Annotated in this window: 17 protein-coding genes, 1 tRNA gene and 1 riboswitch; of the genes, 10 read left to right on the top strand and 8 right to left on the bottom strand. The window is 48.9% G+C overall.

Annotated features, from left to right (window positions below; all coding sequences use genetic code 11):
- The first annotated feature begins 10 nt into the window (after nt 1–10).
- Complete coding sequence (locus L6H65_RS23760; RefSeq protein ID WP_236346171.1) at nt 11–343, top strand: hypothetical protein; 333 nt, start codon at nt 11–13, stop codon at nt 341–343.
- Nucleotides 344–958: 615 nt separating this feature from the next.
- Here L6H65_RS23760 and nfi read toward each other — a convergent pair.
- The 6 genes from nfi to L6H65_RS23730 form a co-directional block, all read right to left on the bottom strand.
- A complete protein-coding gene (gene nfi / locus L6H65_RS23755; RefSeq protein ID WP_236346168.1) occupies nt 959–1,636 on the bottom strand; it encodes a deoxyribonuclease V in 678 nt (225 codons plus the stop codon).
- Between the two features lie 508 nt (nt 1,637–2,144).
- Complete coding sequence (locus L6H65_RS23750) at nt 2,145–3,248, bottom strand: Ger(x)C family spore germination protein (RefSeq protein ID WP_236346164.1); 1,104 nt, start codon at nt 3,246–3,248, stop codon at nt 2,145–2,147.
- Nucleotides 3,241–4,323: a GerAB/ArcD/ProY family transporter gene (locus tag L6H65_RS23745; RefSeq protein WP_236346161.1), complete on the bottom strand. Its 1,083-nt coding sequence runs from the start codon at nt 4,321–4,323 to the stop codon at nt 3,241–3,243. Before L6H65_RS23745 ends, L6H65_RS23750 begins: the two co-directional genes overlap by 8 nt.
- A gap of 12 nt (nt 4,324–4,335) precedes the next feature.
- Nucleotides 4,336–5,787 (bottom strand): spore germination protein, encoded by a 1,452-nt coding sequence (locus tag L6H65_RS23740; RefSeq protein ID WP_236346158.1) that lies wholly within the window; start codon nt 5,785–5,787, stop codon nt 4,336–4,338.
- A gap of 259 nt (nt 5,788–6,046) precedes the next feature.
- Nucleotides 6,047–6,122, bottom strand: a tRNA-Arg gene (locus L6H65_RS23735).
- 212 nt (nt 6,123–6,334) lie between these two features.
- Nucleotides 6,335–6,943, bottom strand: a complete 609-nt coding sequence (locus L6H65_RS23730) for a histidine phosphatase family protein (protein WP_236346155.1) — start codon at nt 6,941–6,943, stop codon at nt 6,335–6,337.
- A 226-nt stretch (nt 6,944–7,169) separates the two neighbouring features.
- Between L6H65_RS23730 and L6H65_RS23725 the strand changes: the two genes are divergently transcribed.
- Nucleotides 7,170–7,331: a Spo0E family sporulation regulatory protein-aspartic acid phosphatase gene (locus L6H65_RS23725; RefSeq protein WP_236346152.1), complete on the top strand. Its 162-nt coding sequence runs from the start codon at nt 7,170–7,172 to the stop codon at nt 7,329–7,331.
- A 13-nt stretch (nt 7,332–7,344) separates the two neighbouring features.
- Here L6H65_RS23725 and tadA read toward each other — a convergent pair whose 3' ends face one another.
- Entirely contained in the window at nt 7,345–7,836 is a 492-nt protein-coding gene (tadA, locus tag L6H65_RS23720) for a tRNA adenosine(34) deaminase TadA (protein ID WP_236346093.1), read from the bottom strand.
- Between the two features lie 300 nt (nt 7,837–8,136).
- On the opposite strand from tadA, the gene L6H65_RS23715 reads away from it, so the two are divergent.
- From L6H65_RS23715 to rluF, 8 genes are all read left to right on the top strand, one after another.
- Nucleotides 8,137–10,428 (top strand): sensor histidine kinase, encoded by a 2,292-nt coding sequence (locus tag L6H65_RS23715; protein ID WP_236346090.1) that lies wholly within the window; start codon nt 8,137–8,139, stop codon nt 10,426–10,428.
- A gap of 361 nt (nt 10,429–10,789) precedes the next feature.
- Nucleotides 10,790–10,997, top strand: a riboswitch (cyclic di-AMP (ydaO/yuaA leader).
- Nucleotides 10,998–11,123: 126 nt separating this feature from the next.
- Nucleotides 11,124–11,561, top strand: coding sequence for a hypothetical protein (locus L6H65_RS23710; RefSeq protein WP_236346059.1), 438 nt, complete (start codon nt 11,124–11,126; stop codon nt 11,559–11,561).
- 115 nt (nt 11,562–11,676) lie between these two features.
- Nucleotides 11,677–11,754, top strand: coding sequence for a K(+)-transporting ATPase subunit F (gene kdpF, locus L6H65_RS26865; RefSeq protein WP_371877760.1), 78 nt, complete (start codon nt 11,677–11,679; stop codon nt 11,752–11,754).
- Between the two features lie 52 nt (nt 11,755–11,806).
- Nucleotides 11,807–13,486, top strand: coding sequence for a potassium-transporting ATPase subunit KdpA (gene kdpA / locus L6H65_RS23705; protein ID WP_236346056.1), 1,680 nt, complete (start codon nt 11,807–11,809; stop codon nt 13,484–13,486).
- 17 nt (nt 13,487–13,503) lie between these two features.
- Nucleotides 13,504–15,534: a potassium-transporting ATPase subunit KdpB gene (gene kdpB, locus L6H65_RS23700; RefSeq protein ID WP_236346041.1), complete on the top strand. Its 2,031-nt coding sequence runs from the start codon at nt 13,504–13,506 to the stop codon at nt 15,532–15,534.
- An 18-nt stretch (nt 15,535–15,552) separates the two neighbouring features.
- Nucleotides 15,553–16,161: a potassium-transporting ATPase subunit KdpC gene (gene kdpC / locus L6H65_RS23695; RefSeq protein ID WP_236346013.1), complete on the top strand. Its 609-nt coding sequence runs from the start codon at nt 15,553–15,555 to the stop codon at nt 16,159–16,161.
- 28 nt (nt 16,162–16,189) lie between these two features.
- Entirely contained in the window at nt 16,190–18,511 is a 2,322-nt protein-coding gene (locus tag L6H65_RS23690) for a universal stress protein (RefSeq protein ID WP_236346010.1), read from the top strand.
- Nucleotides 18,512–18,770: 259 nt separating this feature from the next.
- Nucleotides 18,771–19,466 (top strand): 23S rRNA pseudouridine(2604) synthase RluF, encoded by a 696-nt coding sequence (gene rluF, locus L6H65_RS23685; RefSeq protein ID WP_236346006.1) that lies wholly within the window; start codon nt 18,771–18,773, stop codon nt 19,464–19,466.
- A 131-nt stretch (nt 19,467–19,597) separates the two neighbouring features.
- Here the strand turns inward: rluF and L6H65_RS23675 are convergent, their stop codons facing one another.
- Complete coding sequence (locus L6H65_RS23675; protein WP_290370469.1) at nt 19,598–24,094, bottom strand: AAA family ATPase; 4,497 nt, start codon at nt 24,092–24,094, stop codon at nt 19,598–19,600.
- Between the last annotated feature and the right edge of the window lie 227 nt (nt 24,095–24,321).

Raw genomic sequence — 24,321 nt, 5'->3', positions numbered from 1 at the left:
GGAGGATATAATGGAAACAAATATAACCTTAAGTATGGCTTTAAGTATCGCTAAAGATTATATGAGCAAGTATGATCTTTCAGGCGATATTTTAGAAAACTTGGAGCGTACAATAAGATTCTATTCTGATTTTGATAGTGTCAATGGGCCAGTGTGGTTGGTGATGGTAAGTATTGCGCCAAATGACTTTTTTGCGGAAAATGAATACACAATTGTAATTTCTGATAAAGAAGCATCAGTTAAATATATCATCGACCCAAATGGTCATGTTCATAGCCCCCATTTAGAAACTTTGACACATGATGAATTTGATTCACTATGGAATGATGATAGTGATAAATAGCGGGTTCTATGGGTCTGTCTAAAATTTTATGTAATCATGAAGCAACCAAACAACGCCACAATGCGAGCAAACTGCCGTGTTGAGGTCTGCTTGCCCTTGTTCAGGTCTCAGTGGTTGATAAATAGACCCCATCCGGTGCGGAATGAATCGGATGGCCACAACTATGGGGGGTACCCATTACCGAATGAACCCATCATTCAACCAATAACACAAATACCCATGTAATACCTGTATAAAGATTTCGTCATTACGGTTGTACGCACATCAATGCATTAATTTTACAATCTAAATAACGCTATTGCGATGCAATGAACAGGTCGATTATGGTCAGATACCACCATGATTGATCTGTTTTTTGTTATCTTTGTTTTCTTCCCGATTTTTCAAAATCATTCGCAACTGACCCTGATTGGCTTCATGCCGTTCAGGGTTTCTTTTTTGAAGGGGAGTGACGGACTATATCTGCTATGAGGTCGTTCTGAATCAGGTGCTCGAATTGGGGAATGAAGTTACATTCAAGGGTCATAAGCTCCATGTCTTCGAAGTGCAAACGGAGATGACACGCGGTATTCTTACGCACAAATATACGCTCTGCTTGAAGAGCGGTCAATCGTATTATTGCTTTGCGTTAAGTAAGTTGCGAACGAGATGGTCTGACTGACGAGTTGTTTCTGGTAGACGGTAGTTGGGAGATAAATCTATCACCCACTTACAGGCGGTTTGAAGTGAAATGCGATGACCAATAGAAACAAATAAAGGTTTGATATTGTTCTGTGTTCTTAATGCAGCCCCTATTACTTCTCCATTGTCATCCAATGTTGAATAAGCCCCTCTATTAAAGTCTGGTTCCTCGTATGTTCCTAGTAGCTTAGTTTTTCCACATCCGATTGTTGGAACATCGAAAATAACCCCTAAATGACTAGCTAACCCAAATCTTCTAGGATGAGCCAATCCCTGACCATCGCAGACAATTAACTGAGGAGAGATCTTTAGTTGATCAAATGCCTTAACTACAGGCGGCAATTCTCTAAATGAAAACAATCCAGGAATGTAAGGGAAATCCACAGTATCTTCAACTACAACTGATTCAATCACTTTTAATGAACTAGCATCTAAAATAACTATTGCAGCAATTAATTTATTATTATGATCACTATAGGCTACATCTACTCCAGCGACACAATTAATTTCTACAAATGAATCCTCCTTAATCACTTTTGAAGCTAATTCTTGTTGTAATATGATCGCCTCCATTTCGCTCAAATTCCAAGGATGCTTTATAACTGGTTTCATCAGAAGTCCTCCGCTTTATTATTGTTTCCGCCCTATAATAAATCTACTTCTTAAGTATTTGTTATTTTAACAAAGATCGATTCTATTTTATTGTCAAATCCCATCTGGGCAAACTGTGGTTCAACAATCGTAGAGCTCCCATCCGAAAACTCAAGTTTCAATTTCTTCACCTGTTATTGTTCTTATAGGACGGATTTTCAGCATTATAAGAAATCCCCTTTATATCTGATAAAGTAGAGGAAGCACTTATGCGCCCGGATAATAATGAGATAAATAAGCTGATTACGACAACAATTTTCAAGTTCATATACCTGCTGTAAAGCTCTGTTTTTAGAGTCTATTGAAACGTGTAAAGATGAGTAATATTTTACCAAACAAATCAAGGATGCGGTAAAATTTTATTCTATTCTATTGGAGGACTCTGCTGATTATATGAGATTCCAAGAGATACAACGGAAGATGGAGCTGACACAGTGGTCAGAAATTCGATTCGATGGTACATTTCACTCTACCGCAAAAATCCATAATCCTTTATTTTCACTTTCACCTTGCATTGCAGGTTCACATTGGGGAATTCCTCGTACCAATTCAATTTCTTCCACGCCCGGTAGCTCATGCTGTTCCGCACATAGATGCCGGCGCCGATGCTATCGATTTTCTTCTCCTGCAGAAATTTGATTAATCGTGCCGCCCGGTTTGTCATGATTTCGGAAATTTGCTGTTCCAGCGTATGTCTTTGGGCATCGTTGCTGAGTCTGAATTTACCGACATATTCCATAACGGATACCTTTACTGATACCTGCATGTTAACCGTTGTTCGTCCGTTAGTCTCATGTCTAACGTCCACCTTTCTCTTGCTAGCCAAGGAGCTTAGCATCGCGGTTTTGCTTTCCTTCGTATCCTTAGTAAGATCAACACTAATTTCTCCATGCTTGAAATTGCCCCGAAGAAACGCAAATATCAAAGAATCGTCTGCTTTAATTTTGTCCACATAGCTGCTGCCATGAAACAAGGCTACTCCATCCACGACAATATTCTGACCGGCATCCTTAACAATTGGAGCCACAGGCTCAATTCCATCATCATGATAATCTCTTGTAAAAGAATACAGCGTCGTTAACGGAATGGTATGTCCCGTTGCTTCTTTCTCAACAAGGCGATCGACATATTGGCCTGTTCGCGGATACTCCTTGTAATTTTTCTGGAGCAGCTCATGCGCATCCCCATTCACGATAACAATTTTTGCTTGCTCGGATATTGTGGGATCTCTCAACAGAGTGTCCATGTGGTCCCACAACCCTGCCCGTGCTATCGATAGGCCAAACAAGGTGGTTCGCAATTGGCCGCTAACTAACATCAGATTGGTCTCTCGGGCTAGTTTAATGCGGGCCTCCTTACCGCTTAGCGCTACTGTTGTTAGAAATTCCCGGGATACTTTAATCTCAGGATCTGCTTTGGGAAGGCTTATAGAGAACTTGACTCGTCCATTCGGCAATAAATCATAGCTTGTTGATTGGATGAAGCCTGTCCGCTCCAGAATGCGTTGGTCACCGCAGCCAGCGAGAAAGATAAGCAGGACCAAGAGCCCAATCGTTACACGGTCTTTACTCATTTAACGCCGCACCTCTCTTTCTTACAATGAGCAGTAGAACTATCAATCCTAACGGCAAGCCAAGTGAAAGGGCGAGCTCGGCATAGCCTAGATAACTAAGCCATTGATCTACCTCACTAATTACATCCGGAATGAAAGAGAAGCCAAGGGCTGCAACAAGGATAATGGCTGAGAGAAGCCGATCGCTTATCGGAAACATCCGTTTACTGATCTCTTTGGCTGACCAGAAATACATGACGGCTGTAATAATAATGGAGAACATGAAGAACCCGTATAACAAGTTTTCCGTAGCTTGAACGAATGGGAGCTGAATATAGGCCAACAGATTGAGCAATGGAAACTGGAGCGTCTTTAATTGCTCGTAGTAATAAAAGCCGAAGGCGATAAAGCAGAAGTAGATATAAACGATGGCCGTGATGAGATTGCCAGCCAGAACCGCTTTAATAAGCTTGGTCTTCTTATCTGAATAAGGGAAGAGAAAGAGGCAGAGTGAATAGCCTGCAAAGGCTGAATAAACATTAAAAAAGCCGTCAATTGTGAGTGTGCTGCCTTGAAAGATAAACGGAGTCAGTCTCGACCAATGAAAATCTTTATAAAAGAAGAACAACAATAACACCATCCACATCAGCATCCAGAAGAAGACAGTCGTAGCTTTCGAAATGTTATAAATACTTTTGGTCATCAGAAGGAATATAAGGACATCGAGAGCAATCTTGAATATCATCGGATTGGTGGTAGGGAAAGCGACCATTTGAAAAATAAGTACGTAATGCTTGGAGATCAAGCAGCCGATCATCGCCCACACACAACTCATGATGAGATAGAAGGGATAGAGAATGAATCTTGGAATCGATTGCTCCAGAATCACCAAGATTGAGACTCCATTTCCAAGACGATAAACAGCGCCGATCAATAAGATGTTTGCTGAAGCAAGCAGAAACATAGGGATGATGGCGAGCCATCCATTGGTACCGAAATGCTCGGCCAGCATCTGAGGGAGCCGGTACATAACAATACCAGACTGTATCATATAAACGAGAATGGCTACATGGAATGGAGATAATTTTTCCTGCATCGCGGACCATCCTTATTTCTTCATTTTGTTTTTAACCTTATTCGGTGACCTGCTCTGAGAGGGCCGCTCAGTAAGGAACTTGAAGGGCGCGACAATAAAGACATCCTTCCAATCCTTTAGCTTTAATGGTGCAACGGGGGTCAGGTATGATGAACCAAGACTTGTCAGCCCGCTCATATGAATAACAATGGCAGTAACACCGGCAGCCAATCCGAAGTTCCCCCAAATTCCTGCGAGCAGAATCAATCCAAACCGAAGGAGGCGAATGGAAGCGCTCATGACATAGGCAGGGGTTACGAAGGATGCAATGGCAGAGGCCGCTACTGTAATGATGAGAATATTGCTCGTTAATCCGGCCTGAACCGCAGCCTGGCCAATAACGATACCGCCTACGATACCGATTGTCTGACCGATTTTGGTCGGCAATCTTGCACCGGCTTCTCGGAGCAGTTCAATCGTCGTCTCCATGAATAACGCCTCATACAGAGGAGGGAAAGGGACTCTGCTTCGGGATTCTGTCAGGGTGAGGAGCAGGTTCTCGGGAATCATCTCGTAATGGTAGGTAGTTATGGATACATACAGGGCAGTGAAGGACAGTGTAATGATAAGCGCAATAAATCGTAATAATCGGCTGGCGCTGCCAAGCATCCAACGCTGATAATAATCATCAGAGGATGAGAAATATTCGAAAAATGAAGTGGGTGCGCTGAATGCCGACGGACTGCCATCTACAATGCCCACAATTCTGCCGGCAATTAATTTCGACCCGATTGCATCCGGGCGCTCTGAAGTAAGAAACTGCGGAAAAACGGAATAAGGGGCATCGTCAATATATTGAAGCAGCATATTCGTATCGAATAGAGCATCCACTTCAATGAATTTTATCCGCTCAATAGCTTTATTCACATAATCCATATTGGCGATATCCTTGATGTACAGCACGTAAACGTCTGTCTTGGTGATCTCCCCCACGGACAGCTTGATCACTTTCAAGTGCGAGCTCTTGATACGTTGACGGATTAAAGAAAGATTGGTGCCAGCTTGTTCTGTAAAGGCATCATGCGGGCCTGTAATGACTGTCTCTGTCTCTGATTGCGAAATCGCGCGTGAATTAACCCCGAACACATCGACAAGAAAGGCATCCTGAAGGAAGAAAATAGCTGCTTTTCCTGATAAGATTCCGATAATCAATTCTTTGGAATCCCTTACACGAATGAATCGGGATTGCTTCAATATTGTCGGGATGGCCTCAGTCTCCCCTGATAAGAGAGGATTCATAATATCTTGATACAGTCTGTCATGGTCCACTTGATGGCCGAAAAAGAGCAGATCAATATGAAGCTCCGGATATGACCTGTGGATAAGATCGATACAGTCCTGAAACTCGCTCAGTGTATGCTCTAGTGAAGGCTTGACCTGATTATCGCTTGAGCTCGGCTGGGGCTGCACATCAGTGTTAGTCATATCTACACCTTCTCATTAATGAAAAATGGTTGGTTTTTACTTTTGTACTATGCGCTAATTATGGTGTTCTTAATCATTTAAAAAAGCCAATGCCGAAATCTTTCGGCACTATAGGGAATTCTCAGTTCGGGGTCGCGCCCAAGCGTACTCCCTATTGAAACACCTGGCGGTGACTAATACGAAAAAACGCCATACCACAAAGGTATGACGTCAGGATGCGTTATTATTGTCGCTTATTCGCGCAGGAGAAAAGAATTTGTGGCGGCCCCGAGATGAATCGAACATCCGACACCACGTTTAGGAAACGTGTGCTCTATCCGCTGAGCTACGGGGCCACAGCAATTAGTATTATATCACAAACTGCCACTGGAACCAAAAGGAATTATTTGATGCGAAAAGGGCTTTAATCGCTGAAAATGCATGGGATCACAGATAAGCCCGCCATAGTTATCCACAGGATATGCACATTGTTATCAACTAATCCACAGCTTGACACCCTGTGAATCATGATAACGGATTGCTTCCATGTGAATAGTTGCGGATTGTTTCAATCAAGATGAGCGGTATCGTTCAATTTGGCGATTGTTTTCTCCTGCCATTCATTTATCCTCAGATGAGTTATGCTGCAAGGCTGAATATCGAACGAGCGGTTAAACATCTCTGGGGGAAACGATAACCACCAATGAATAAGAGCGATAATGGCGTTGCTATGGCTCACGATGATAACAACTTCATTGTTATCCAGCGCTATTTTGTCCATAAAATTCGAAAGACGTGTATGCATCATCCTCCAGCTCTCAGCATTGGGATAAGGAATCCAGTCTATTATGGGCTCGGTCATCGGAAGCGCCAGCTTCTCGGCCTCCTCCTTGGACAATGTGGCTGCCGCGCCATTGTTTAATTCCCGCAGATCTTCAACAATGACAGGCTTCGTATTAAGAATGGCCCCGATAATCTCGGCCGTTTCACATGCTCTGGACAGATCGCTGCCGAGCAGATAAACGGGTGTATTGCTTAATTGATGAAGCAGTTTTTCACCCGTACGTCTAGCTTGCTCCCGGCCCAGGGCAGTTAATTGCGTATCCGTCCAGCCTCCGACCATGCCATGGAGAAGATGCTCCGCTTCACCGTGTCGTATAAGAATCAGTTTGTTCATTCTTTCCTCCTATTGGGAAATGGTTAAGAAAATAGGCCGGAATAGAGCACATAGACCTATATTTATTTATTAGTGTTGTAAAATGTCGAAAATTTCTACGGAAATTCCGCTTATTTATCGACACGTTTTTACAAAATACTTTGTAAGATAGGCGTATAATAGTTGTGTTACCGATTGTAACCTTCGATGCGATAGGAGCGATCCCCGAGGCGTCATGAACGATAAAATGAAGTTGCTAGATGAATTACAGGCGCTTCGCTTACAGCTCTTAGCAGCAGCTGAAGCGCGCGGAAGCTTGACGGATCCTGAGGTGCTGGCTATTAGTGAAGCGGCGGATCAGCTTATTGTGACATTGCAGCATCTTCAGAAGAATGAGCTGAATCGTTAGGAATTCCCAGGTCTTATCCGTTGGATTCCGTTCGTTGCTTGCCTTTTCTTATCCTTCTGAAAAACTGTGTAAGAAGAGAAGCACATTCTTCTTGAAGCACGCCGCTCACAAGCTCGGTCTCATGGTTGAAGCGAGGCTCCTGCAATAAGTTCATTAATGTACCTGCACATCCAGCTTTGGAATCGATTGTCCCATAGACAACTTTACGAAGTCGACTTTGAACAATTGCTCCCGCACACATTGGACAGGGCTCCAGCGTTACATATAAAGTGCAGTCCAGCAATCGCCATGCCCCAAGCTTGATGCTCGCTTCACGAATGGCAATCATCTCTGCGTGGGCAGTCGGGTCATGAGTCGTTTCCCGCAAATTATGACCTCTTCCGATAATTTCGCCATCCTTAACGATGACGGCTCCGATTGGAACCTCGCCGATTTGCTGGGCTTTTAACGCTTCTTCCATTGCCGCATGCATCCATTGCTGATCTTCTTCCCGCACGAATTTCATAAGTGAGACTCCTCCATAGCTCAAGTTCGGTTCGTTCAAGGAGTATTCGACAGGCGCCGACTGTCGCTTTTGCTCGAATTATCCACCGAACAAACATTCCTTGTTAACACCATGTGTATAATAATGTGGATAACTAGGCGGTTGTGCACAGAGTTATACACATTTTATTATTTCGTCTTGTTGATTATTGAGGTTTTTGTGGACAACCGCGGATAACATATATCAATTACTTCCATTTCTAGTTCGATATGATAAGATCATATCGTTAGTAACATCTAGACCAAAAGGGTGTGTCGTAAGTTGTCGGTCAAGACGAAACTGTCCTTAATGATTTCGTTGATTGTGTTAGTACTTCTCGTTCTTAATGTGATTCTGAACGAATATTCGACGCGGGTCAACCTTCAAGCTGACACCGAAGCGAATATGCTGCATATGAGCAAGCAGATTTCAAATTCGGTGACCCAGTATGCCAAGGGATACAGGCTGCTCGAAACAGTGCTGGAGGAGAAGCTGATGACGGCTTCCATCGCTGCTGCTGATAATCTGGACCTCCAGCTGGACCAAATTACGAATGAACAGCTGCAGCAGCTGGCGATAAGGGTCGGAGTAACGGATATTTCACTGCTTGTACGCGAGGATGGGGAGTACAAGGTTGCCCGATCTTCGGACTATCGTGAATTGGAAGCTATGGCGCCTATGTGGAACAAGCGCAGTGAACTCACGAAGCAGACGATTAAGAAGCGAAAGCAAGTGAACGGCCATATGATTCAATTCTGGACAAGTCCTGTTGAGTGGACTGGAGATGAATCCAGCTATGTGGATAAGTGGGGATTCTATGATGATGGGCAGAGATCGTATATGATCAGCTGTTTTGTGAGAGATTACAAGACATCGAGCTACGGTCAGATTACGGGTCCAACGTCGTATGTATCCCAGATGATTGCGAATAATCCGGTCATTCTGGAGATCACAGGATTTAATTCTGTGTTATTCGGCAATGAGCCGATCGAGAACATGCCGAATGCCAAGACTGCTGCTGAGATGGAAGGACGTCCGATTTCATTCGGGACCTACACGTATCGCGAGGCGAATCTTGATCTGGAAAGTGTAACGGCGGCAGCAGCGGGAGAGATCATATTCAGACAGACGACTGTTCATGGTCGTGAGGTTGTGAAGAGCTTCATCCCTGTTAAGGAGCCTTCGGGAATGGTCGTTGCGATCGTGCTCGACAAGGAGCCGATGATGTCGGTTATTGAGGAGCAGCGCAACAATCTGATTATCATTTCTGTCATTCTGCTCATTATTGTCGTGTTATGCATCTATTGGTTGTCGGATATTCTAATTCGGCCAATACGCTCCATACTATGGAAGGTGAATGAAGTCTCCTTCGGCAGATTCGACAATTCCATTGAAGTAAACCGCAAGGATGAGCTTGGTCAGCTGGCGCAGCGAGTGAATGCGATGTCCAAAAATTTGGGTGTATACATGAACAAGCTCAAGCTGGCCTTCGAGGAGAATCGAAGCATGAAGGAGTATTTGGAATCCTTCATTAATCAGACGACGGATGCGATTCATGTCGTCGATCTGGACGGCCGGATTACCCAGGTTAACCGCGCATTCGAGCAGCTGTTCGAGTACAGCTCTGATGAAGCGTTAGGCAATATGCTCTCGCTCGTGCCGGAGCATCTCATGGCGGAGGAGATGCAAACGGTGGAATGGCTGAATTCCGGCAGGCTGCTTCCCGCAAGGGAAACAGTAAGAGTGACGAAGAGCGGAGAGTGGATTTCGGTCAGTGTCACGACCTCGCCGATTCGGGACAAGAACGGCGCTATTCGGGCGATTGCCAGCATTACCCGCGATATGACAAGCCGCAATAAGATGGAGGAGCTGCTGCGCCGTTCGGAGAAACTGACGACAGTCGGCCAGCTTGCAGCAGGCGTCGCGCATGAAATCCGCAATCCGCTAACAACGTTGAGAGGCTTTCTCCAGCTGCAATTGGAGACGAGTAAATTCAATTCCCGTCATGTGGACATCATGCTCTCAGAGCTTGATCGCATCAATCTGATTGTGGGCGAGTTTCTCATTCTGGCCAAGCCGCAGGCTACGCGATTCGAAGAGAAGGATGTCCGATTCATACTAGGAGATGTCATCTCGTTTCTCGATAGTCAGGCCCATCTATGCGATATTATTTTTGAAACGAACTTCAGTACCGAGTCATGCCGAATTTCATGCGAGGAGAATCAGCTGAAGCAGGTATTCATCAATGTAATCAAAAACGCTATCGAAGCGATGCCGCAAGGGGGGGACATTAAAGTAGAGATTAAACGGGGACGAACGGGTTGCGTTATGGTCTCCATTACAGATGAAGGCATAGGCATTCCAGAGGAGATGATCCCCAAGCTGGGCGATCCTTTCTTCACAGGCAAGGAAACGGGTACGGGGCTTGGGATTATGGTCAGCCAGCGTATTATTCAGAGCCACTATGGCACGATGGATATCGTAAGTAAAGTGAACATTGGCACGAAGGTCACGATTTCATTGCCTATGCTGCCTGAAGAGAATGATGAGGCATCCAGTTCGACGATCATTTGATGCGAATGGCTCTTCTGGCAGACGAGCACGACAGCCGGATCGTGCAACGGTCAATTTCTTGCGAAATGGTGATTATTATGTACAATTTGGCCGATGTAAACGGTATCATCTCTTATTATCGCATGTTTTTAGAATGTTTTCTGGAAAAAGCTAACTATTTTCATTGGAACTTTAAAATACGCAGGTAATAAGAGATACATAGAGGAATATAGCGTAATCCCATCCTTTCGTGCTGTTAAACGCCAGCCGCAGGCCGAATTGGCTTGCGGCTATTCTTTACTTGTATGAAGGGCAGGCGTATGATACGAATCATGATTCATCAATGTTTGTTGAAAGGTTGATCGCAAAGCATGTCTAGTCAAGTCAATTATCGCTGAGTCCTTGAATGGAAAAGGAACGGGGGAACCAACAAAGCCGTGCAGCATTGCCGCAATCGTAACCATTGGCAATCTGTCATCGTGCTTTATGGGGTGAATCCTAATGTGCGGCCTTTGTTGCAAGCACATGGGTAGGGCGACTCTCACGCCCGAATCCGACAGCTAACCTCGTAAGCGTATTTGAGAGAGGCAACGATTTCCTGCGTAAGACGCGGCTGTTTTTTGCTGTGTCTTTTAAGAAGCCGCGTGGAGAGTTCCCTCTTCCCGAAGGCTTCTTTTTTGTTGCCTCCTCTTCTAAAACTTAGGAGGAGAATGTAAATGAATCATCGAGAGCAAGCCTGTATTCTGGTATCAGCGCCAAACAAAACAGGAGAGGACTTTATTCGTCAGCTCGTCATGAAGAAGCAGCCCTGCGCTGCAATCATCAACAACAAGGAAGAGATGAGAAGGCTGGAATCCATCGGCGTTAGAAATTTCGTCATGGTCAAATCAGCCAAAGAAGAGACCTGGATGGTGCCGAATTATGAGATCGGCAAAGTCATTCTGTTCGAAAGCAGTCTGAATCTGTGCTGCCGTTATATTGATATGTGCCGTTCATGGACGACCAAGCCGATCTATGTCATTACGCGTACACTCAATCCGCGCCTTGTCTACAAGAGACTCGGAGCAACCTTCGTCATTCATACGCATAACGAGGACATTTCGTTCTTGATTGATACTACGGCTGCTGATTGCAGCAGTAGTGACAAGCGTTAAGGGGAGGTTTAGGCATGACGGACATCTTTATCATTTTCATATTGCTGGCTCTATATGCGTTGATAGCTATTCTGCCGGATCGGTTCGGACGAATAATCGAAGGGAGTGAGCGAGGATGATGATCGTTTATCTATTCACGCTCTTCGTATTCGGTTATTTGGTCTATGCCTTACTAAATCCGGAGAAATTCTAACGAATGAATGGAATAGCTGTCAATTCAGCATGATGGGGAGGGAATGGAGATCATGGGCATCCTGCAAATGGTCGTCATTATATTGATTTTGCTTGTTCTGGTTAAACCGCTTGGAACGTATCTCTACCATGTGTTCTCTAATGAAGGAAATCGTACGGACAAATGGTTCTCCTTCGCGGAGCGGCCGATTTACTGGCTTACTGGCCTGCGTGAACGCAAAGGAATGACCTGGAAGGTCTACGCGCTAAGCTTTATTATTACGAATCTGGTGCTGGTTGCCTTCGGCTATCTGATTCTAAGGATACAGCAGTACCTGCCATTGAATCCGAACGGAATCGGCAGCATGGAAGAGACGCTGTCGTTCAATACGGCAATCAGCTTCATGACGAATACGAATCTGCAGCATTACAGCGGGGAGACGGGCTTGTCTTATTTGTCGCAGATGATCGTCATTATGATGATGATGTTCACTTCTGCTGCTACCGGCTTGTGTGTGGCGATCGCTTTTATTCGGGCGATTACGAGTAGAGGGACGACGATCGGCAATTTCTTCGAGGATTTTGTGAAGGCCCAGATTCGGGTTTTTCTGCCGCTGGCTTTTATCGTGGCAATGGTGCTTGTAGCACTGCAGGTGCCGCAGACGCTGGAGCCGACATTGAGCCTTACGACATTGGAAGGGGTGCAGCAGAGGATTGCGATCGGACCTGTTGCTTCATTGGAATCGATTAAGCATCTGGGGACGAATGGAGGCGGCTTCTTCGGCGTCAACTCGGCGCATCCGTTCGAGAATCCGAATGGGCTGACCAATGCGATCGAAATATTGTCGATGTGGTGTATCGGGGCAGCACTTCCATATACGTTCGGCTTGTTCGCCAAGAATCGCAAGCAGGGCTGGGTTATTTTCGCGGCAATGATGATGCTGTTCCTCTCGTTCCTGGCCTTGAATTATGCCGCGGAATCACAGGGGAATCCTGCAATGAACCGGTTGGACATGGATTCCTCGCAAGGCAATATGGAGGGCAAGGAGGTCAGGTTCGGCATCCCGCAATCATCGTTGTTCACTACGGTAACGACAGCGGCCACAACGGGATCGGTCAACAATATGCATGATACGGGAACACCGCTTGGCAGTATTACGCCGCTTGCGCTGATGATGCTGAATAATGTGTTCGGCGGCAAGGGCGTCGGCTTAATGAACATGATGATGTATGCGATACTGGCGGTGTTCCTCGCTGGCTTGATGGTGGGGCGCACGCCGGAATTTCTAGGCAGGAAGATTGAGGCGCGCGAGATGAAGCTTATCGCGATCGCGATACTGACGCATCCCTTAATGATTCTTGTTCCGACAGCGATTGCTCTGGCAACAAGTGCAGGAACGGATGCGATTACGAACCCGTCCTTCCATGGGATCACGCAGGTGCTGTATGAGTTTACGTCATCGGCAGCCAATAATGGATCAGGCTTCGAGGGCCTGAGCGATAATACGGCGTTCTGGAATGTATCCACCGGCTTGGTTATGCTGCTGGGCCGCTATGTTTCCATGGTTGTGCTGCTGGAAGTAGGGGCATCGCTCATGCGCAAGGGACGAGTGCCGGAGACGATCGGAACATTCCGCACCGATAATGGCTTGTTTGTCGGTATTCTGGTGGGCACGGTGCTTATTATCGGCGCACTTACCTTTCTGCCGACTGTCGCGCTTGGACCGATTGCTGAGCATTTAACGATCCGATAGTGAAGGGAGTCTTGGAGATGAGTGCGAATAGAATGTCTGCCGCAGCTGGCGATAGGGTCTGGCATGCAATCAAGGAAAGCTTCATCAAACTGAGCCCGCTCGTCATGATACGCAATCCGGTCATGTTCGTCGTTGAGCTTGGAACGGTTATTGTGCTTCTCATGACCTTGTTCCCCGGATATTTTGGCACGGAGGACAGGATCGGCTTTAATCTAACGGTATTTCTTATTCTATTCCTTACGGTGCTGTTCGCAAATTTCGCAGAAGCTTTGGCGGAAGGTCGGGGCAAGGCGCAGGCGGACTCGCTCAAGCAGTCGAAGAAAGCGGTGATGGCCAGCAAGCTGATGAACGGCGTGATCAAGGTTGTGCCTTCAACAGAGCTTAGGAAGGGTGATATTGTTGCAGTGGCACAGGGTGAGGTAATTCCTGGCGATGGCGAGGTGATCGGCGGATTGGCGTCCGTGGATGAATCTGCGATTACGGGTGAATCGGCTCCTGTCATTAAGGAGTCCGGCGGAGATTTCAGCTCGGTAACAGGCGGAACCCGTGTCGTTAGTGACTACATCGAGGTTCGAATTACGAGTGATCCCGGCGAATCGTTCATTGACCGTATGATCAGTATGGTGGAAGGCGCAAAGCGCCAGAAGACGCCCAATGAGATCGCGCTCAATACGCTGCTGATTAGTCTGACGCTTATCTTCCTCATCGTCGTTGTCACGCTTGGTCCAATCGCCAGCTATCTGGATATTGAATTGGAGATACCTGTGCTGATCGCGCTGCTGGTCTGTCTCATTCCGACGACAATCGGCGGCTTGCTCTCAGCCATCGGGATTGCCGGTATGGACCGTGTAACGCAGTTCAATGTGCTGGCCATGTCCGGCAAGGCCGTAGAGGCGGCAGGCGACATTAATACGATGATTCTGGACAAAACAGGGACGATTACGTTCGGCAATCGAATGGCGAGCCAGTTCATTCCTGTCGGGGATGTGGAGCTGGACGCTCTCGGCGAGTGGGCGGCCGTCAGCTCGATGCGGGATGAGACGCCAGAGGGACGCTCTGTCCTGGAGCTGATGAAGACGCAAGGAATTCCCTTCCATGAAACACTGGCCGAGGGCGGCGTATTCATCGCATTCAAGGCGGAAACGCGTATGAGCGGCATGGATCTGAGCGATGGAGGTCGGGTGCGCAAGGGTGCGGTCGATGCGGTGAGGAAATGGGTTGAGGCTCAGGGCGGCGCAATTCCGATGGATCTTGGCGAGAAGAGCGATTTCATAGCGACAGAGGGCGGAACACCGCTTGCTGTTGCGGTTGATGACCGCATATATGGTTTGATTTATTTGAAGGATACCGTTAAGCCGGGCATGAAGGAGCGATTTGAACAGCTGCGCCGAATGGGAATCAGGACGATTATGTGTACGGGCGATAATCCGCTGACGGCTGCTACGATTGCCCGTGAAGCGGGGGTTGATGATTTCATCGCGGAGAGCAAGCCGGAGGATAAAATAGCTGTCATTCGGCGGGAGCAGGCTGAAGGCAAGCTGGTCGCGATGACAGGAGACGGTACGAATGATGCGCCAGCGCTGGCTCAGGCCGATGTTGGTCTGGCGATGAACAGCGGCACAACCTCAGCCAAGGAAGCGGCGAATATGGTGGATCTGGATTCCGATCCGTCGAAGATTATTGAGGTTGTAGCTATCGGCAAGCAGCTGCTGATGACGCGCGGGGCGCTGACAACCTTCAGCATCGCGAATGACGTGGCTAAATATTTTGCAATTATACCGGCAATGTTCATGCTCGCTATTCCAGAGATGGGAGCATTGAATGTCATGGGACTGGGCTCGCCATACTCTGCTATTTTGTCTGCCCTCATATTCAATGCCATTATCATTCCACTGCTCATTCCATTGGCAATGCGAGGTGTAGCTTATAAGCCGATGAGCTCGAACAAGCTGCTGCAGCGGAATATTCTCATCTATGGCGTTGGCGGTATGATCGTGCCTTTCATCGGCATTAAATTAATCGACCTTGTCGTACATTTATGGGTATAAGAGGGGAGCGGGATAGAGATGAATCATTCAGCGTCTGGTGAAACGGGCTCGGCCCGGTTGTCTATGAGTATCATTCTTCGCCTGAGCGTCGTCTTTATCGTTCTGTGCGGCGTCATATATCCGCTTGTATGTACAGGGGCGGCGCAGCTGCTGATGCCGACTCAGGCGAGTGGCAGTCTTCTCAAGGATGATAGGGGCATTACGGTAGGCTCGGAGCTGATTGGCCAGAAGTTCACTGACCCGAAGTATTTTCATGGGCGTGTGTCGAGCATTGATTACAAGGCGGAGGCCTCCGGCTCGAACAACTATGCTCCTTCCAATACGGATATGCTGCTGAGAACCCAAGTCTCTATTGAGGAATGGAAGAAGAATAATCCGGATGTGCCGGCTAATCGGCTGCCGATTGATCTGATCACGAATTCGGGTTCGGGCTTGGACCCGCATATTACGCCTGCATCAGCGAAGGCGCAAATTCCAAGGATAAGCAAGCTTACTGGATTGTCGCAGGCAGAGCTTGGGAAGCTGGCGGATGACTATACCGAGGGCCGGGATTGGGGGCTGTTCGGCGAGCCGCGGGTAAATGTGCTGAAGCTGAATCTGGCGCTGCAGAAGCGATTGAATCCGTAGTGTGAAGCCAAGCTTAGGGGGTTGGACGATGGATGGCTTCGGGCGGAAGACGCCGCAGGATATTATAGCCTCGATTAATGAGCTTCAGCGCGGCCGACTGAAGGTATTCATCGGCGCGGTAAGCGGATCGGGCAAAACCTATCATATGCTGCGCGATGGACAGACGCTTCTCGATAGGGGTGTAGATGTCGTCATCTGTGCCGTCTCTACCATGCAGCGTCCCGAAAGCTTGAAACAGCTTGGCAGTCTGGAGCGGGTGCCCAGCATTCACTGGACCGCTGAAGATGGCTCAGAGCAGAAGGATTTGGATCTCGATGCGCTCATAGCGCGCAATCCGGAGGTTGTTCTTGTCGATAGCCTGGCGCATCGCAATCGCCCGGGAGCGGGCTTCGCCACAAGGCTGGAAGATATCCGATGCCTGCTTGAGCATGGGATCAGCGTCTTGACCACGGTGAACGTCTATGAGCTGGACGGCATGAATGAGCTTGCCAGAAGACTGACCCCGATCGAGACAGAGGAGACGGTTCCTGCCGATACGCTGGAGCTGGCTCAAGAGGTCGTGCTTATCGATGTGACGCCTGAGACGCTTCTTAGCCGGGCTGCTGCGGGCTTCGTCAAGGAGGGCGAGCGCTTCGGGCGAGGCAATCTCGCTGTTCTGCGGGAGCTTGCCCTGCGTCTGGTCGCGAATGGTGTGAATGATTCGCTGGAGAAATATCGCGAGCAGGCAGGTATGAGCGGCCCTTCTGGGGTGGCGGAACGTATTCTCGTATCCAGTCAATATCATTGGAACGGCTCCTACTATGTGCGCAGAGGCCAGCAAATCGCCAAGCGATTGAACGGTGAGCTGCTGGTCGTTACGTTCCTTCGGCCTCATAAGGAGCTGAGCAAGGAAGCAGCTGCCTTCAAGCGCTCCATCTGCAGGCTCGTGGACAAGTTCGGCGGACAATTCGAAGAGCTGCCACTTGGAGTCAAGGGCTCCATATCCGATGCGCTGGTGTGCTATGCGCGCAAGAACAACGTATCGCGCATTGTGCTGGGGCATTCCAGACAGACAAGATGGCAGGAGCTGTGGCGAGGCTCGATCGTCCATGACATGCTGAAGAAGACGCGCAATATCGATATCTTCGTCCTTGCGGATCGGGCTGCCCATGGAGAAGAGTGGATTGTTCCTGCCAGGACAGCCAGCTCCAATGACGAGGAGCCCTTTCGGCGTCTGAGTCCACAAGAAATGGAGCGCCAAATCCAATCCATTAATCAAGGGCGTTTCAAGGTGTATATAGGGGCAGCGCCCGGTGTCGGGAAGACATATACGATGCTTCGTGAAGGCCATGACTTGGCCAGTAAAGGGATTCATGTTGTTGTTGGACTGCTGGAGACGCATGGCCGGGAAGAAACGGGTGCTCAGGCAGAGGGACTGCGGGCCATTCCCCGCAAGATCGTGAGCTATCGCGGTACTCAGCTGACAGAGATGGATACGGAAGCGATTGTTCAATGCCGCCCTGATGTCGTACTGGTCGATGAGCTTGCGCATACGAATGTGCCGGGGAGCAAGCACCGCAAGCGATATGAGGATGTGCTGGAGCTGTTGGCGGCTGGCATCTCCGTTATTTCGACCGTTAATGTGCAGCATCTGGAAAGCTTGAATGATGCCGTAGAGCAGATGACAGGCGTGCGTGTGCGTGAGACTGTGCCTGATACGATCATGAAGCTGGCTGACGAGGTGCAGCTTATCGATATTACGCCGCAGTCGCTGCAGCAGCGCATGCGGGAGGGCAAGATTTATGCGCGGGAAAAGGTGGATCAGGCGCTGAGCCATTTTTTTCAAATCGGCAATCTGATTGGACTGCGTGAACTGGCGCTGCGTGAGCTTGCGGACGATGTGGATGAACGGTTGGAATCATGGGAGCAAGCGAGCTCGCTGAGGGGGCCGTGGCGCCGCAAGGAGGTTGTCTACGCAGCTGTGGACAGCTCCTTGCAGGCGGAGCGGATTGTCCGAAGAGGATTTCGAATTGCTTACAGGCTGAAGGCGACCTGGTACGTGACCCATGTCCTGCATGAAGCAGCGAAGCGACAGGGGGAGCTGGAATCCCGGCTGGCGTCCATTCGGCAATTGACAGAACGGCTAGGCGGCACTTTTATAGTGCATACAGCAAGCGGCGGAAGACGTGTCCCGGAAGTCATGGTGGAGCATGCGGCTGAACTGGGAGCGACACAAATGATTATAGGGCAGTCCAGACGTACACGCTGGCATGAATGGCGGAAGGGGGCCATCGTCAAGACGCTGCTGCGGACAGGCAGACATATGGATCTGCTGGTTGTAGCCAGAGGGTCTTGGCAAGGTCAGGAATAGAATTGCGAAGAAAGGAACAAACAGGCGCTGCGCTGGGGAACGTTCTTACGATCATTCCGGGAACAAAGGCGAGCGCTGACGCTTGTCCAGAAACGTTCCCCTGCTCCGCTCTGTTGTGCTTTCTTTCATTCCATTTATATAGGCAGAAGAGATCAGCGCCTGTGTGCAGCCGTTTCTTCTTATAGGGGAATAAGGTATAATGTTGTACACGAGAACGCGCGCTAGGCAGTGCTGCGCAAGCATGGGGTGAAGAGGTCAATTGCGAATTAATAAATTCATCAGTGAGACGGGCTATTGTTCCCGGCGTGAGGCCGATAAGCTCGTAGAAGGCGGGCGGGTCACTATTAATGGCAAGCTCGCTGAGCTGGGCAGTCAGGCTGAGCTTGGCGATGATGTCCGCATCAACGGAAAACGGGTTGGCGAGCAGAAGGAGCATGTCTATATCGCGCTGAATAAGCCGGTGGGGATAACAAGTACGACAGAGTCGCATATTCGCGGCAATATTGTCGATTATATCGGACATGAGGAACGGATCTTCCCGATCGGCCGACTGGACAAGGATTCCGAAGGGCTCATTCTGCTTACGAATGACGGCGATATTGTGAATCGCATTCTGCGGGCGGAAGGCCGGCATGAGAAGGAATACGTAGTGACGGTCAACCGTCCGATTACACAGCCGTTTCTAAAAGGAATGAGCGAGGGCGTTCGCATCCTTGGCAGCATGACGCTCCCCTGCAAGATAACGAAGGAAGGAGACCGTGTATTCCGCATTATTCTGACGGAAGGGAAGAATCGCCAGATCCGGCGGATGTGCACGGCCTTCGGATTTCAGGTTGTGAAGCTGCGCCGTGTCCGCATTATGAATATTCATCTTGGCGATCTGCGGATAGGCAAATGGCGGGATTTGACTAAAGGCGAAATGTCCGAGCTGTTCGCCACGCTGGAAGGACACTAAGCTCTCTGATTCTGCCCGGCGCGCGGTGCCATCGCGGCACGCGGTGCTCGGTCCACACGTCGGCGTTCAAACCTCATGCCGGCGAATGATGGATGCCTCGGCGCGACGATTTCTTGAATGTCCTAGTCCGATTACAGCGAAGGAGTCCGCGCGCCCTGATCGAGCAGCTTCAGCTCCTTAGCTTGCGCGATAGCTTTGGTGCGCCGGTTGACCTTTAATTTGGCGAAAATATTTTTCACATGAACCTTTACCGTCCCGATGGCAATAACCAAATGGTCCGCAATTTCCTTGTTGGATAATCCTGCGGCTAATAGTGCAAGCACCTCCAGCTCACGATCCGTGAGCAGTTCCTCCATCCCCGTTGGCAAGGACTTCGTTTCTTCCTCCGACTGCGGCTCCGTATCCGATTGATCAGGCGAGCCCTGAAGCACGCACATCAACATGCCATGTGACGCCATCGCGAGGATAACGGCCATGCGGTCATATGCGAATACATCGCTTGCAAGCTTATTCTCAAGGTAAAGAACGCCCAGCATCGTGCCATGAATCGTGACAGGGATGCATAGGGAGGATTGAGGCCGGTGCTTCGCAATATACGGGTTGTGAATCAGCCAGCTCTGCTCTCCTGCGGTATAGTGGACATCCTCCTGTGTACGAAAGACATATCTGATGATCCCTTCCGGCAAGAGCGAGCTGTCATTCAGCTCCAGAGGGAATGGGGCAGCTTGCGTCACGGAATCCGCATAGACCTGAATATAAAGCGCATCATTGCTGCCTGTAAGCAGAGCGCCCTTGCTTGCCCCCGCATACTTCATAATGGTATTCATGATTTCCGCAAGCACAGCATCCATGTCTGTCTGATTCGTGATCGCCCGGGTCGTTGCAAGAAGCGCTGCGAGATCGACGCTGTCCACGGAATGCGGCTCGCTCCTCCTGCTCGCTGCACCTGCCGCCTGCTCCCCAGCATTCCTTCCCGCTGGCGCCTGTGCACCCACAGACGTTTCGGTGGCCTCCTCCTCTTGCTGCTGCCAGTGCAGCATGCGTTCTTCCAATTGCGCTGCCTTCACCACCACGCCCCATTGCTTGAATCCTTCAACTGCCAATTGCAAATAAAATAACGCTGTCTTTCTCTTGCCACGTCTTGAATAGTAGCTCGCGGCGAGCTCTCCGGCAAGGCTTGTCACCTGCATATCGCCTTGCTCTCTTGCCTCGCGGATGGCTTTGTCATACATCTCTTCGGCTACACTATATTCGCTGGAGACACGGGCGAATTCAGCCTGAAGAAGATGCTGCTTGGACTGATAATTGGCCGGGCTCCATGCAGCCCATTGTCTGTAGCGTCGAAGACTGCGAAGCAAGCCTTTTCCGATCGATGGCCCTCTCCTTGCCGGTGTATAAGCAGCCAATGCGGCGAGCGATTCATAGAATAGGCATTCCGGCAAATGAGGCAAATGAGTGGCGTATGCTTCATACGATCTCGCTTGCCTAGCCCAGCGGGCGGCCTCCTCATAGCGGCCCAGGAAATAGCAAAGCTGAGTCTTATACGTGCTGTATTGAAACAAAGTAGTGGCCGAGGTCTCCTCCTTGCGAATGCGGTTTAGAAATTCCTCCTCTTCAAATCCAGCGCTGCTGAACGAGTCCGGCGCAGCCGTCCCGCCCTGAAGGGCAAGAATAAATTGCTGATACAGGTAAAAGTTCTGTCTTACGAATTCATCATTGGTTGTATCGAGCACTGCCATATAGTCTGCAATCGCTCTGGCCAGTTCACTTAACGGGGCTCTCGTGTACAATGAATTGATATGCGCGCCGATGGCATAGCTGGCGAACACATAATCCCCCGAATCCATGCCACAACGGAGCGCCTGTGCCAGATAGGCATCTCCTTCGCGGGCATTGCCGGCAAATTGGCACAGAACCCCGCCATATACGGTGTAGGTTTTGCTTTTGATGGAAGCGATATTGTAACGCTCGGACAGCTCCACGCCTACCTTGCCGATTGCAAAGCCTTTATCGAATTTGCCCAATGCGCTCCCCAGGAGCATCCCATATGCAGAATAGACAGCCGCAGAAACCGGGGTGTTGCCATATTTGAGAGACAATTGAATCGCTCTGCACATCAGCAGAAAATAAACCTTCTTATTCGTGAAGAAGGTGGAGGGTATAATTGCAAAAATCAGATTCATCGCGGCGATCCGCTCCCGATCCGACATTTCCTCCAAATGAGCGAGCCTGTCATACCGATTGCGCAGCAGCAGCTCAATTCGCTTCCCTTCCATCAGAAGCATCAGGTTTCCCGGATTGGGCGCAACGATAATTTGAAGCTCTCTCAGGCTGTCCAGACCGAGCGCAGTGCCTTCCAAATATTTGCCTTGATTAATATACTGCATAATTCGGATCATCTGCACTCTGCTCCGCTCAACCGGATTGCGCGCATGACCGAGCAAGAAGCCGATTTCCCGATGGGAGCTCTGATAATTCCCGCACAAATATTCACATTCCGCTTTGTGCGCATGCAATTCGAAGCAGAGCTCGAACTCTCTGTTCCAATCGTCCGCTGCTAACAGCTCCACCCCTTTCCCAAAATACCCTAACGCAATATCGTAGGCGGAAGAGGCCTTGGCACGGTTCCCCGCATCCAGATTCAGCTTTGCCAGCTGCAGCAGCTCCTGCTCGTCCGTTATTGTCCGGGAGCCCCGATTAAGATGGTTGACAGCATCAAACGCACTTTCTCCATAACCGGCGTCCTGCCCGTTCATGCATCTGCCTATCCGAATGTGGATAGCCTGCTTCGCTTCATCATCCATCTGGCTGTAAATAAGTTTCTGTATGTTATCGTGAGCAAAGCGGAATTTCTCTGTTTCAAACGGCTGAATGATCCCTTCGCCTTCAATCGCGGACCATTCTGCCATGCTGTCTTCCAATCTTCCATTCACAATGCCCGCTATCAGAAGCGGGTGAAAGGTGTTGCCTACACAGGCCGCGACTTTGAGCAGCTCCTGCGCATTACTCGATAGGCGCTGCAGCCTGTGCGTGATCAGATCGTGGATGGCATAGCTTGGCTCCTGCCCGCCGATTACCTGTCCCAAATTCCACTGCCAGCAGCGCTTCTCGTGGTTGTACAGCAGAATGCCGTCACCCTGCAGGCGGAGCAGGATTTGTTTGAAATGAAACGGATTGCCGCCTGATTGATGATACAGCAGCTCTGTCAAGGAGAGCGTAGTGTCCTCATGGCTATTAAGCGTCTCCATCACAATAAGGTTCATTTGCTCCAAGCTCAACGGAGACAGATGAATATGACGGACAACCGCCTGTTCGGAGATGCTTCCATCCGTTTCATATCCCGGCAGCTTGCTCAGGTCTATCGCTGTATGGCGATAAGCGCAGACAAACATCAGATATTGGCATTCCGGATCGCACAGCAGCGCATGAATCAACTGAAGGGACGAGGAATCCGCCCACTGCAAATCATCGATGAACAGAACGATAGGATGCTCCTTGGAAGCCAGTGCTTGTACAAATTTGCGAAAAACATAAATGAACCGTTTCTTCGACTCATGGGCTGGAAGCTCCTCTGCAGCCGGAGACCCGCCCAATATAAGCTCGGCCTCGGGAATAATCGCTGTAATAATGTTGGCGTTGGAGCCCAAAGCTTCTTGCAGCTTCAGCTTCCACAGCTCGGACTGATTCTTTCGTTCCCCGAGCAAATGGCGTATTAATCCGCGGAACGCCTGAATAATCGGATGATAGGGGCTTTCCTTCGATATTTGCTCGAACTTTCCGGTGATATAGAAAAAATTCCGTGCATGCTGTTGTTTACGAAATATCTCCTCCATCAAGCTTGTTTTACCGATACCGGCTTCGCCCGACACGTAAACCATTTCCGTCGAGCCTAAGCAAGCGGAATAAAAGGCTTGAGTCAGCAATGAAATTTCATGCTCTCTACCGTAAAACCCCTGCTCTATGAAGAACGTATCGTGCGCACGTCCTATTTTGTCCAGATCAGCAATGAGAAAGCCGGTATTCTGGTAACGGTTATCCGGATTTTTCTCCAGCAGCTTCATAATGATCGCTTCAAGACCGCCGGGCAAAAGTGCGTTAAGGTTGGTTAAAGACGGGGGGCTTTGCGCCAGATGCATATACACCCATTCAAGCGGTTTGTCAGCCAGAAAAGGGGGACGGCCAGTCAGCATTTCGTAGAAAATAATGCCTAACGAATAAAGATCGCTGCGCTCATCTACAGTTCGCAGCATTCTGCCTGTATTCTCGGGCGAGCAGTAGGGCAAGCCTGCTGTTTCGAAGAGACCGGAGCCAGTCGGGCGTACATAGCCATCGGCACTGCGATGCACCGCATAGCCTGAATCGCTCAAGCAAGCCTCTTGTCGGGCTGCCAGCACATGGATCCGCTCCGGTCGCAAATCGAGATGAATGATCTGCTGCTGATGCAGCTGTCCTACACTGGTTGTAATGGCTCTTGCCAGCTGTAGAAACAGCTCCGGGTTCATGGACGATTGTCCATTCATATATTCTCTAAGCGTCATGCCAGATTCATGCGCCTGCGTCACATCGGAGGCATGCCCTGCAAGCTCTGAATGGCTGGTTGGCCTCTCGAAATGATCCTTTGCGTTCATCCTCGCACACCTCTGATGTCAATTTCCTAAGTCTTGCATTCTATTGTAATGGAATTTACTGAAGCCATCCAGCAGTTCATCACAATTGCAAGTACAGTTTACATATTATCCTATATTTTATAGGTTGTAGTGGATGTTAGTGCATTTTTATGTTTTATAGCAATGAAGATACTCCTTTATAGGTATGGAGAGATGAAGGGATTTATCTTACTCTTAAACATGACTTT

Source organism: Paenibacillus plantiphilus (assembly GCF_927798095.1).
Classification (GTDB): Bacteria; Bacillota; Bacilli; order Paenibacillales; family Paenibacillaceae; genus Paenibacillus_Z; species Paenibacillus_Z plantiphilus.
This window is presented reverse-complemented; position numbering and strand designations above follow the sequence as displayed.

What these genes read in the sequence shown, in the direction of transcription:
- L6H65_RS23760 (WP_236346171.1), top strand. Translation starts at nt 11, where the DNA reads ATGGAAACAAATATAACCTTAAGTATGGCTTTAAGTATCGCTAAAGAT.
- nfi (WP_236346168.1), bottom strand. Translation starts at nt 1,636, where the DNA reads ATGAAACCAGTTATAAAGCATCCTTGGAATTTGAGCGAAATGGAGGCG.
- L6H65_RS23750 (WP_236346164.1), bottom strand. Translation starts at nt 3,248, where the DNA reads ATGAGTAAAGACCGTGTAACGATTGGGCTCTTGGTCCTGCTTATCTTT.
- L6H65_RS23745 (WP_236346161.1), bottom strand. Translation starts at nt 4,323, where the DNA reads ATGCAGGAAAAATTATCTCCATTCCATGTAGCCATTCTCGTTTATATG.
- L6H65_RS23740 (WP_236346158.1), bottom strand. Translation starts at nt 5,787, where the DNA reads ATGACTAACACTGATGTGCAGCCCCAGCCGAGCTCAAGCGATAATCAG.
- L6H65_RS23730 (WP_236346155.1), bottom strand. Translation starts at nt 6,943, where the DNA reads ATGAACAAACTGATTCTTATACGACACGGTGAAGCGGAGCATCTTCTC.
- L6H65_RS23725 (WP_236346152.1), top strand. Translation starts at nt 7,170, where the DNA reads ATGAAGTTGCTAGATGAATTACAGGCGCTTCGCTTACAGCTCTTAGCA.
- tadA (WP_236346093.1), bottom strand. Translation starts at nt 7,836, where the DNA reads ATGAAATTCGTGCGGGAAGAAGATCAGCAATGGATGCATGCGGCAATG.
- L6H65_RS23710 (WP_236346059.1), top strand. Translation starts at nt 11,124, where the DNA reads ATGAATCATCGAGAGCAAGCCTGTATTCTGGTATCAGCGCCAAACAAA.
- kdpF (WP_371877760.1), top strand. Translation starts at nt 11,677, where the DNA reads ATGATGATCGTTTATCTATTCACGCTCTTCGTATTCGGTTATTTGGTC.
- kdpA (WP_236346056.1), top strand. Translation starts at nt 11,807, where the DNA reads ATGGGCATCCTGCAAATGGTCGTCATTATATTGATTTTGCTTGTTCTG.
- kdpB (WP_236346041.1), top strand. Translation starts at nt 13,504, where the DNA reads ATGAGTGCGAATAGAATGTCTGCCGCAGCTGGCGATAGGGTCTGGCAT.
- kdpC (WP_236346013.1), top strand. Translation starts at nt 15,553, where the DNA reads ATGAATCATTCAGCGTCTGGTGAAACGGGCTCGGCCCGGTTGTCTATG.
- L6H65_RS23690 (WP_236346010.1), top strand. Translation starts at nt 16,190, where the DNA reads ATGGATGGCTTCGGGCGGAAGACGCCGCAGGATATTATAGCCTCGATT.
- L6H65_RS23675 (WP_290370469.1), bottom strand. Translation starts at nt 24,094, where the DNA reads ATGAACGCAAAGGATCATTTCGAGAGGCCAACCAGCCATTCAGAGCTT.